Source organism: Kitasatospora sp. NPDC048540, assembly GCF_040651175.1.
Classification (GTDB): domain Bacteria; phylum Actinomycetota; class Actinomycetes; order Streptomycetales; family Streptomycetaceae; genus Kitasatospora.
The window spans coordinates 21,908-31,346 of the sequence record NZ_JBEZIR010000106.1 but is presented as its reverse complement, the minus strand read 5'-3'; the positions used below and the strand labels follow the sequence as shown (position 1 = coordinate 31,346).

8 protein-coding genes are annotated in these 9,439 nt (G+C 72.7%); 4 read left to right on the top strand and 4 right to left on the bottom strand.

The window, feature by feature from the left end; translation table 11 throughout:
- Positions 1–41 precede the first annotated feature (41 nt).
- The 3 genes from AB0D08_RS30845 to AB0D08_RS30835 form a co-directional block, all read right to left on the bottom strand.
- Positions 42–2,639 (bottom strand): collagenase, encoded by a 2,598-nt coding sequence (locus AB0D08_RS30845; protein ID WP_359893497.1) that lies wholly within the window; start codon positions 2,637–2,639, stop codon positions 42–44.
- Positions 2,640–2,892: 253 nt separating this feature from the next.
- On the bottom strand, positions 2,893–3,861 hold the full coding sequence (locus AB0D08_RS30840; RefSeq protein WP_359893496.1) for a LysR family transcriptional regulator: 969 nt from the start codon (positions 3,859–3,861) through the stop codon (positions 2,893–2,895).
- Between the two features lie 627 nt (positions 3,862–4,488).
- Positions 4,489–5,433, bottom strand: a complete 945-nt coding sequence (locus tag AB0D08_RS30835) for a helix-turn-helix domain-containing protein (protein WP_033819556.1) — start codon at positions 5,431–5,433, stop codon at positions 4,489–4,491.
- 71 nt (positions 5,434–5,504) lie between these two features.
- On the opposite strand from AB0D08_RS30835, the gene AB0D08_RS30830 reads away from it, so the two are divergent.
- The 4 genes from AB0D08_RS30830 (at position 5,505) to AB0D08_RS30815 (ending at position 8,693) form a co-directional block, all read left to right on the top strand.
- On the top strand, positions 5,505–6,152 hold the full coding sequence (locus AB0D08_RS30830; RefSeq protein WP_359893494.1) for an HD domain-containing protein: 648 nt from the start codon (positions 5,505–5,507) through the stop codon (positions 6,150–6,152).
- 126 nt (positions 6,153–6,278) lie between these two features.
- A complete protein-coding gene (locus AB0D08_RS30825) occupies positions 6,279–7,319 on the top strand; it encodes an NAD(P)-dependent alcohol dehydrogenase (RefSeq protein ID WP_033819558.1) in 1,041 nt (346 codons plus the stop codon).
- Positions 7,320–7,415: 96 nt separating this feature from the next.
- Positions 7,416–7,817: a hypothetical protein gene (locus tag AB0D08_RS30820; protein WP_051812085.1), complete on the top strand. Its 402-nt coding sequence runs from the start codon at positions 7,416–7,418 to the stop codon at positions 7,815–7,817.
- Positions 7,818–8,018: 201 nt separating this feature from the next.
- Complete coding sequence (locus AB0D08_RS30815; protein WP_359893491.1) at positions 8,019–8,693, top strand: class I SAM-dependent methyltransferase; 675 nt, start codon at positions 8,019–8,021, stop codon at positions 8,691–8,693.
- A 100-nt stretch (positions 8,694–8,793) separates the two neighbouring features.
- Here AB0D08_RS30815 and AB0D08_RS30810 read toward each other — a convergent pair whose 3' ends face one another.
- Positions 8,794–9,201 carry a hypothetical protein gene (locus tag AB0D08_RS30810; protein ID WP_033819560.1) on the bottom strand — a complete coding sequence of 136 codons (408 nt, stop codon included), beginning with the start codon at positions 9,199–9,201 and terminating at the stop codon, positions 8,794–8,796.
- Positions 9,202–9,439 lie beyond the last annotated feature (238 nt).

Sequence of the window (9,439 nt, the reverse complement as noted above, 5' to 3'; positions counted from 1 at the left end):
GGAGCGCGCCCGTGACCGCCCGGGGTGGGCAGGGGCCGACCTCAGAACTGGGTGCTGATGGTGACGCCGCTGAAGTCCGTGACGGCGTACAGGCTGAGGTAGCGGTAGCCCGCCGTCGGGTTGGTGACGGTGAGGGACTGGGTGGTGCCGGGAGCGGTCGAGGAGGCGGTGAAGGCCTTCGGCGAGGCCCAGATGTCCGGGTTGTAGTACAGGGCCGCGGTGCCGGTGCCGCCGGAGGTGGTGACCTTCAGGGTGCTGGTGCCCGCGGGCAGGTAGATGTACAGGTAGTCGAGGTTGCCGGCGGTCGCGGCGCGGCCCGCCCGGGAGCAGTTCTGGCCCATCGCGTCGGCCCGCTGGTCGGTGCAGGTGGGCAGGGTGACCGGGCCGCCGGTGGTGACGGTGACGGAGGTCGGGGTGGAGGCGCTGCGGCCGGTGTCGTCGGTGACGGTCAGCGCGACGGTGTAGGTGCCGGCGGCCGCGTAGGTGTGGCTCGGGTTGCGCAGGTCGGAGGAGCTTCCGTCACCGAAGGTCCAGTGCCACGAGGTGATCCGGCCGGGCCCGGTCTGCACCGAGGTGTCGGACAGCGTGACGGTACCGCCGCTCACCGACTGGTCGAACAGCGCGGTCGGGCCCGCGGCGAAGCAGGCGCCGGCGGCGCAGGCGGTCAGCCAGCTGTCGAAGTCGGCGTCGTAGCGGGTGCCGAGGGAGTTGTAGACCGCGTAACCGCCGGCGTAGTCACCGGTGCGGAAGTGGCCGAGCATGGCGTAGATGTCGGCGGGGTGCTTCTCGAACATGTACCGGACGGCGAGGTACCCCCACGGGTAGACCCGGGTCGAGTCCGAGTTGCCGTAGGTGTTCTGGAAGATGGTGCTGAGCTTGTAGGTGTGCTTGGCCGCCTCGGACATCGCCTGGGTGTCGGTGAGGCCGCGGTAGGTGTAGGACTCGTACTCGGCGACGCCCTCGATCCACCAGATGTCGGGCACGGAGATCTCGGCCCCGAAGTTGCCCTTCATGTCGTAGATGCCGTCGAGGTAGTGGGTGTACTCGTGGTTGAGGTTCCACACGTTGGCGGGGAAGCTGTCGTTCCACGACTTCTGGTACATCACCGACACGGCCTGGTTGTTGGGGTCGGTCGGGTCCATCACGGTCTGGCCGCCGTTGTCGGTGGAGTTGCCGTAGATCGCCCAGGAGTAGGTGAGGTAGTCGGCCTGGTTGGCGAAGACCGCCAGCGTGATGGTCTTGTCGTACTGGTTCGGGACCGGGCCGTTGTCCTTGACCAGGTTGTGGAAGAAGGAGTCCTCGCCGCGCAGGCTGGTGCAGACCGCGGCCAGGTCGGCCGGGGAGAGCGCCTCGGTGACGATGGTGCGGTTGTCGCAGACCAGTTGGTTCGGCAGCACGGTCGCGGTGAGCTTCGCGGTCAGGTCGCAGGTCTTGTAGTACGAGCACTGCCCGGGGTCGAAGGCGTTGGCCTGGTAGGCGGTGTGCACGTACAGCGGGCCGGTGCGGCCGAGGATCTGGGTGGCGTCGAGCACCTGCTTGACCAACGGCTTGGCCACGGCCTCGATGGTGGCGTTGTCGCCGGCCATCCTGGACAGGTCGTTGCCGGCGTTGATGTCCAGGAAGGCGTTCGGGCCGCCGAGCAGGTCCTGGTGGTCGAGTGCGAACCGCCCCAGCACGCTGACGATGGCCGGATCGGCGCTGACCGCGCCGACGAAGTCCGGGTTCCAGTTGGCCCGCCACAGCGGCGAGGAGAGCACCGCGTTGACCGCGTTGACCATCTTGGGGAACGTGTTGTACGAGTTGTTGTACCCGCTCAGCACCTGCTGGTAGACGTTCAGGTACTTGGCCTGCAGGTTGGCGCTGTCGGTGAGGATCAGCACCTCCTTGAGCACGGTGCCGTTGGCGTCGCTGACGTCGCTCCGGTGGGCGCTCGCGAAGAAGGCGTCCAGCGCGGCCTTGGTGGCGTTGGTGAGGGTCGAGTCGTAGCTGCCGACCGAACCGGGGTTGTAGGACTGGACGTAGTAGCCGGCCCGCAGGAAGAGCACCAGCTGCAGGATCGAGGACTCGTTGTCGCCGCTGTAGCCGGCCGCCAGGTTCTGGAAGGCGTTGGCGACGGTGAGCATCTTCGACTGCTTGAAGATGTTGCCCGCATCGGTGCCGGTGACGTTGAACAGCGTGTTGACGCAGTCCGTGGTCGAGGACTTGAGGAAGGTGACCAGGTCGGCGCCGCTGCGGCTGCCGAAGTCGGCCGGGGTACAGCTCTGCGCGTCCGCGGCGGTGGCGGCGCCCGGTGCGGCGAGGGCCGACCGTGCGGCGGGCTTCGCGGCCGGGGCGCCGCTCGCCGACCTGGACGGGCGGGGCGTGGTCTGGTAGGCCGTGCCCGCGGGCTGACCCATCACCACCTGGCCGAGCAGGGCCGGCGGCAGCGGGGCGGCGACCGGGGCGGCTCCGTCCGAGGCGGTCGACACCGTGGGGCCGAGCGGCTGAGGGACGGCGGTGGAGGCGGGGGAGGCGGCGGCCCGGACGGGCGCGGGCGAAGCCGGCGCGGCGAACGCCGAGACCGGTATCAGGGTCGCGGCGGTGGCGCAGCCGGCGACCACGCCGGCCACGAGGGTGGTGTGCGATATGCGAATGCGCACTGCGGTCCTTGTCCTGTGGGGGAGTTCACCGGGCGTCAGGGGTGGAGCCAGGGGGTGACGCGGTGAACGGGGTGACGCGGTGAATCCTGGCACCGGGTCGAGGACAGAACAATGTCACAGGTCATATGACATCACTGCGGTCCGGCATAACACCTTTACGGGGCCATGGCGGAGGAGCCCGTGCCGGGGCGGACCGGGGAGGGCGACCCCGGTGGCGGCGGGGCGGTGGGGCGGCGGCGAGGGCCGGCCGGCCTCAGGGGCCCGTGGGCCCCGACGGGCGGTAGGTGCGGGCGGCCCAGGCGCGGAAGTGCGGCGAACCGGCGACCAGCCCCCGGTAGGCGGCGGTCGCCGCACCGTACAGCGTCTCCACCACCCCGTCACTCACCGCCGCCGGCCGCCAGACCAGCAGCTGCCGGAACCAGATCGGCGTACCCGCGAGCGGCTTGACCACCACCTCGACGAGCGGCCGCGTGGTCGCCTGGACCACGGAGATCCCCAGGCCGGCGGCGATCAGCTCCTGCAACTCCAGCCGCCCGCCGAGGAATTCGTGCACCGTCGCCGGGGTGAACCCGGCTGCCGCACAGGCACCCCGGAACACCTCGTGCCAGCCCGCCCCGTCGTCCGGTGTCAGGAACCAGGTCTCACCCGCCAGATCGGCCAACGCGATCTCGGTGTGGTGCCTGAGGCGGTGGCCAGCCGGCAGCGCCACGAAGGTCGGCTCCGTGACGATGCTCCGATGAGCGAGTGCGGGCGAGTGCCGCAGCTCCCGTCCGGGGTAGTCCACCGCCAACGCGGCGTCCGCACCGCCCTGTTCGAGCAGTTCGACGATGTCCGAGGAACGGTAGACGCTGCTGACCGTCAGCCGGAGGTCCGGCCGCTGCCGCCGGGCCCGGGAGAGCAGCCCGGGCAGGACGGGACTGAGTGTCGCGGCCAGCCGCAGTGGCGTGGTGGCCTGCGCGGACTCGTCCACCCCCCGGCGGCCCAGACCGTCGGCGCGGGCCAGCACATCGCGCGCCGCCGCGAGCACCTCGACGCCGAAGCAGGTCGGGACCACCCCCGAGGCCGCCCGCTCGAACAGGGGAGCGCCCAGGTGCCGCTCGATCCGGCGCAGCTGGGTACTGGTCGCCGGCTGCGAGGCGCCGAGCGCCGCGGCCGCCCGGCCCACACTGCCGGTGTCCGCAATCGCGCACAGCACCCGCAGGTGCCGAAGCTCCAACTCCACTGGCCCTCCTCGTGGTCCCCCTCGCCCGGCGGCCCGACCGCCCCGCCGGTGGCGGGGCCGACGGCTGCCGCCAGCCCGGTGCCATGGCACGCGTGACATGGCAATCGTGCGGCTCACCTTCGCGGTGCGCCGCTGCCGCGTCAAGCCCGGTCGGGCAGGGCGGCGGCCCGGGCCTGCGCCGACCGGACCGTGGTGCGGGCGGACGCGGAGTCAGGCGGCCGGTGGCGGAGTGGGTTCGGGCCTCCGGGGGGCCTTCCGGGGCGGCCGTGGGGACGCGGGGCGGGGGAGGGCCGGCGGGTCGATCCGGCCCGGGTCTGCGGGCTCCGTCCGGCCTGCCGTCGAGCGACGGAGGACCGGTCCGGGCAGTGCGGCGCGTGGCCGCCGCGTGCCCGTCACGGTCGCTGCGCGAACGCTGCGACTGGTCGGCCGCGCCGCGCTCCCGCAGCGTGGTGCAGGAGAGGTGTCCGCCGTCCCGGACCCCTCCGGTGCGGATCCGGGTGGATCCGGGGCGGGGCGGCGCCTCCCGGCCCGCCGCGTGCTCGGGGACCGGCGGACCGGGGACCTGACCGGCGGACCGGGCGACCGGATCGGCGGCCCTCGGCGGCCGGGCCGCGGGCCGCAGTGCGGTCACCGGGCCTGGAAGGTGGCGCGGTACTCCGCGGGGGAGGTGCCGACGTGGCGGCGGAAGGCCGCCCGGAAGGCGGCGGGGCTGCCCAGGCCGCTGAGCCGGGCGACCTGTTCGACGGGGGTCGTGGTGGTCTCCAGCAGCTCGCGCGCCCAGTCGAGGCGGGCCGCGGTCAGCCAGGCCATCGGCGAGGTGTCGGTCTCCTGCTGGAAGCGGCGGATGAACGTCCGGCGGGACATGTGTGCGCGGTGTGCCAGCTCGTCCACCGTCTGACGCCGCGCCAGGTTTCCGAGCATCCAGGCGCGGACCGGAGCCAGCTCCTCGCTGCGGCCGGCCGGCCGGAGGCGTTCGATGAACTGCGCCTGGCCGCCGTGGCGTCGGGGCGGTGCGACGAGCGCGCGGGCGCGTGCGTTGGCGGCGGCGGCGCCGTAGTCGCGGCGGATGACGTGCAGGCACAGGTCCACGCCGGCGGTCACTCCGGCGGAGGTGAGGATGTCGCCGTCGTCGACGTAGAGCTGGTTCGGCCGGACGTCGACCAGGGGGTACCGGCGCTGCAGCGCTGCGGCGTCCCGCCAGTGGGTGGTGGCGGGACGCCCGTCCAGCAGCCCGGCGGCCGCCAGCGCGAACGCCCCCGTGCAGATCGAGACCAGCCGCGCCCCGCCCGCGTGCGCCGAGCGGATCGCCGACAGCGCCGCCGCGGGCAGCGGGGCGTCCGGATCCTCGTAGCCCGGAACCACGACCGTATCGGCGTCCCGCAACGCCTCCAGCCCCTCGGGCGCGGCGACGGTGAACCCGCCACTGCGGACCGGTCCGGCCGACGGATCGGCGCAGACGGCCACCCGGTAGTGCGGGTCCGTCCCGAAGGCCTGCACCGGGATGCCGAGGTCCAGCAACAGGACCCCCGGCAGGGCCAGCACCGCGACCCGGTGCCCGTGAGCGGTCGACATGGCACGATCCTAGCGACCGGCGACCCGCGTGCCACTGTCGAGGCCCGGGCCGCGGTTCGTAGCCTGCGGGCATGGACTTCTCACTCGACCACTTCTCACTCGACCTGCCCGCCGGCCCCCTGGCCGAGGCCATCCTCACGACGGTACGGACCACCGAGACCCCGGCGGTGGCCCATCACAGCGTGCGCAGCTTCTTCTTCGCCGAGCTCCTCGCCGCGCACGAGGGCTGCCTCACGGACGCCGCCTACGACCGGGACCTGCTGTTCGCCGCCACCGTCCTGCACGACCTGGGCACCGGGGACCTCGCCGAGGGCAACGCCCGCTTCGAGGTGGAGGGCGCCGACCTGGCGGCCGGCCTGCTGCGGCAGCACCACGTCCCGGAGGCCGACATCGACCGGGTGTGGGAGGCGATCGCCCTGCACACCTCGCCCGGCATCGCCGAACGCCGCGGCCTGCTGAGCCACCTCACCCGCGGGGGCGTGGGCATCGACTTCGGGCGCAACGCGGAGATCGTCACTCCGTGGGAACAGCAGATCCACGCCGCCTACCCCCGGCTCACCATGGTCCGCTCGCTCGTCGACGCCATCGTGGAACGGGCCGCCCGCTCGGACGCCGCGGCGCCCCGCTACTCGTGCGGCGGTGAACTGCTCCGCGAACGCCGCACCGACGGCGTGACCGCCCTGGAACGCGACGCGGCATCCTCCTTCTGGGGCGAGTGAACGCCCCCGCGGACCGGTCGCCGAGCAGGCGGTGCCACGGACAATGGAGGGGGGAGCGGGCCCGGGGTGCCGGGCCCGGAACCGGGCAGACCGTACCGATCCGCAGCAGTGAAGGGCAGGTACCCCATGGCCACCGTCGCCGCCTACGCCGCACCCGCCGCCAAGGCCCCGCTCGAGCGCACGACCGTCGAGCGGCGCGCGGTCGGCGAGCGCGACGTGCTGATCGACATCACGTTCGTCGGCATCTGCCACTCCGACATCCACCAGGTCCGCGAGGGCTGGGGCGAGGCGATCTTCCCGATGGTGCCCGGGCACGAGATCGCCGGCGTCGTCGCCGGAACCGGCCCGGGCGTGACCGGATTCCGCACCGGCGACCGGGTCGGGGTCGGCTGCATGGTCGACTCCTGCCGCGAGTGCGAGAACTGCAAGGCCGGGCTGGAGCAGTACTGCGACCTGGTCCCGGTCTGGACGTACAACGCGGTCGGCAAGGACGGGCAGCCCACCTACGGCGGCTACTCGCAGAGCGTGGTCGTCGACGAGAACTACGTCGTCCGCATCCCCGACGCCCTCCCGCTGGACGCGGCCGCCCCCCTGCTGTGCGCGGGGATCACCACCTACTCGCCGCTGCGGCACTGGAACGCGGGCCCGGGCCGGCACATCGCGGTGATCGGCTTCGGCGGACTCGGCCACGTCGCCGTGAAGATCGCGCACGCGCTCGGCGCCGAGGTCACCGTCCTCTCACAGTCCCTGCGCAAACGGGACGACGGCCTGCGGCTGGGCGCCGACCACTACCACGCGACCGGCGACCCGGCGACCTTCGACCGGCTCGCGCGCAGCTTCGACCTGATCCTCAACACCGTCTCCGCGCCGCTCGACCACGCCGCCCACCTCGCACTGCTGCGCACCGACGGGACCATGGTCAACCTCGGCCTCCCGGAGGAGCCGGTGCAGATCGAACTCGGATCGCTGAACGGCCGGCGCCGCAGCCTGAGCAGTTCGGGCATCGGCGGCATCGCCGAAACCCAGGAGATGCTCGACTTCTGCGCCGAACACGGGGTGGCGGCCGAGATCGAACTGATCCGCGCCGAGCAGGTCAACGAAGCCTACGAGCGGGTCCTCGCCGGCGACGTCCGCTACCGCTTCGTCATCGACACCGCCACCATCTGACCGGCCGGGCGGCCGGCGCGGGCCGCCACCCACGGCCGCCGCTCCGCCGGCGGGCCCCCGGTAGCGTGCGCGAGGCGCCGGGCGTAGACCGGAGAGGTGGACGGACTCGGTGGTACGGGCGGATCCGGCGCCGGCGGCGGACCGGAGCTGTGCGACCGGTGCGGCGCCGTGGTGCCGCTGCCCGAGCTGGTGGTGCTGCGCGTGCCGGACTCCTCCGCGGTCGCCGGGGACATGCGGTTCGACGGTGAGCGCCTGCTGCGTGCCTGCGGGGAGGCCCACCTGGTCGAACTCGCCGCCCTCTACCAGCACCGCCCGTTCGTCACCGAGGAGCTGTGGTCCGGGCAGATCGTCCGGGCCGTGCGGCTGCTGGGGAAGCTGGACGACGAGGAGATGTACGAGCGGGTGGTCGCGATGACCGGCCTGAGCGAGGAGAAGCTGAGACGGGCGGCCGCCTGGCAGGAACGGCACGGCCGTCCGTCCGGGCCCGCCGGGCCGTGACCGCCCGCCCGGCGCCGCCGTACGCGCCGGTGTCGTGGGGGTGGCCGCTCCGATACGAAAACGAAGACCGAACCGCCCACAACCCCAAGTTGTTTGGGGATTCGGCCAGTACACCGCTCCGGCCAGCGAGCGGGAGACTTCCGGTCAGGGGGCGCGGCCCGATCCGGAGGCCCGGCGCCGAGACACAGGGGGAACAGGACGATGAGCGGTCAGCTCTACGACGAGATCGGCGAATCCTTCGAGGGCTTCAAGACCCTCCCGCTCGCACGCCACGCCGAGGTGCCCGGGTTCCTCGCCCTCGTCGGTGACGTGCGAGGCAGGTCGATCCTCGACCTGGCCTCCGGAACGGGCTTCTACAGCCGGGAGTTCAAGCGCCGCGGGGCATCCCGTGTCCTGGGCGTCGACATCTCCACCGCCATGGTCGACGCGGCCCGGGCGCTCGAGGACCGCGACCCGCTGGGTGTGGACTACGAGGTCGGCGACGTGGCCGAACTGCGCAGCTTCGAGCGGCCCTTCGACCTCGCGGTCGCGGTCCAGCTGTTCAACTACGCCCAGGACGTCGCCACCATCGAGCGGATGTGCCGCAACATCCACCGCAGCCTCGCACCCGGGGCCGAGTTCTTCGCCTTCGCCCAGCACCCGGACTTCCGATTCGGCGGACCGTCCCTGGCCAAGTACGGCTTCCTGTGCGAACCGCTCGGCGAGGAGACCGAGATCGGACCGCGGGTGCGGATCACCGCACTGCTCGACCCGCCGATCTCCTTCGTCGCCAACCCGCCCAGCCGCCGGGTCTACGAGAGCAGCCTGCGGGCGGCCGGCTTCGACGAGCTCACCTGGGTCCCCCTGGAGGTCTCCGCCGGAGGCGTGCGCGAGTAACGGCCAGGAGTTCTGGGACGACTACGCCGCCAACCCACCGCTGACGATGCTGCGCTGCCGCGCCTGACCCCCGCCGGCCCGCGGACCTCCTGCCCGCCCGTCAGGAGGTCCGCGGTGCCGTCCGCGCAGCCGCCGGAACGGCGGCAGCCCGTGCGGAGTACAGGACCTCGTCGCTCTCGGAGTCGGCCACCTCCCAGCCGAGCAGGTCGGCGATCCCCGCAGCCACCTCCCGGGCGGCTCGGTAGGCGGGGTGGCCGCCCGCCGAGGAGCAGATCAGCTCGACCATGGTGACCCGCCGCGGAACCCGGCCGGCATGGGCGGAGTGGTTCCCGGCAGCGTCGCACGCCGCCAAGGTCACGTGGAGCCAGTCGAAGCCGTCCTCGGCCCGGTAGAAGGCCGAGTCGGCCTTCCGGAGGCCCGGCACCGAGTCCAGGTGCTCCACCAGCGCGCAGGTCGCAACGCTCCCGCTGTAGCGGCGGTCCGAGCGAACGGTCAGATACCTGTACATCCCCGCATCCTCGCACCCATTCCACCGTGGCGCCTTCGCGTGCCCGGGTCCGGAGTCCGCTCCGGCCGGCCGGCCATCGCCCGATAATCCGTCAGCGTCCTTTTGTGTCTGTGCAATTCCGGCGTGAGGGCGTTCGGCAGTCCGGAGATTCCCTGGTCGGGGTCGGTTGTCAGTGCCTGCTCATAGTGTGGGAACAACGCTGGAGAGGGCACCGGAAATGGTGCCGGAAAAGGGCGTC

Bases quoted from the DNA above. Each gene is read 5' to 3' on its own strand.
- AB0D08_RS30835 (WP_033819556.1), bottom strand. From the start codon at position 5,433: ATGTCGACCGCTCACGGGCACCGGGTCGCGGTGCTGGCCCTGCCGGGG.
- AB0D08_RS30830 (WP_359893494.1), top strand. From the start codon at position 5,505: ATGGACTTCTCACTCGACCACTTCTCACTCGACCTGCCCGCCGGCCCC.
- AB0D08_RS30825 (WP_033819558.1), top strand. From the start codon at position 6,279: ATGGCCACCGTCGCCGCCTACGCCGCACCCGCCGCCAAGGCCCCGCTC.
- AB0D08_RS30815 (WP_359893491.1), top strand. From the start codon at position 8,019: ATGAGCGGTCAGCTCTACGACGAGATCGGCGAATCCTTCGAGGGCTTC.
- AB0D08_RS30810 (WP_033819560.1), bottom strand. From the start codon at position 9,201: ATGTACAGGTATCTGACCGTTCGCTCGGACCGCCGCTACAGCGGGAGC.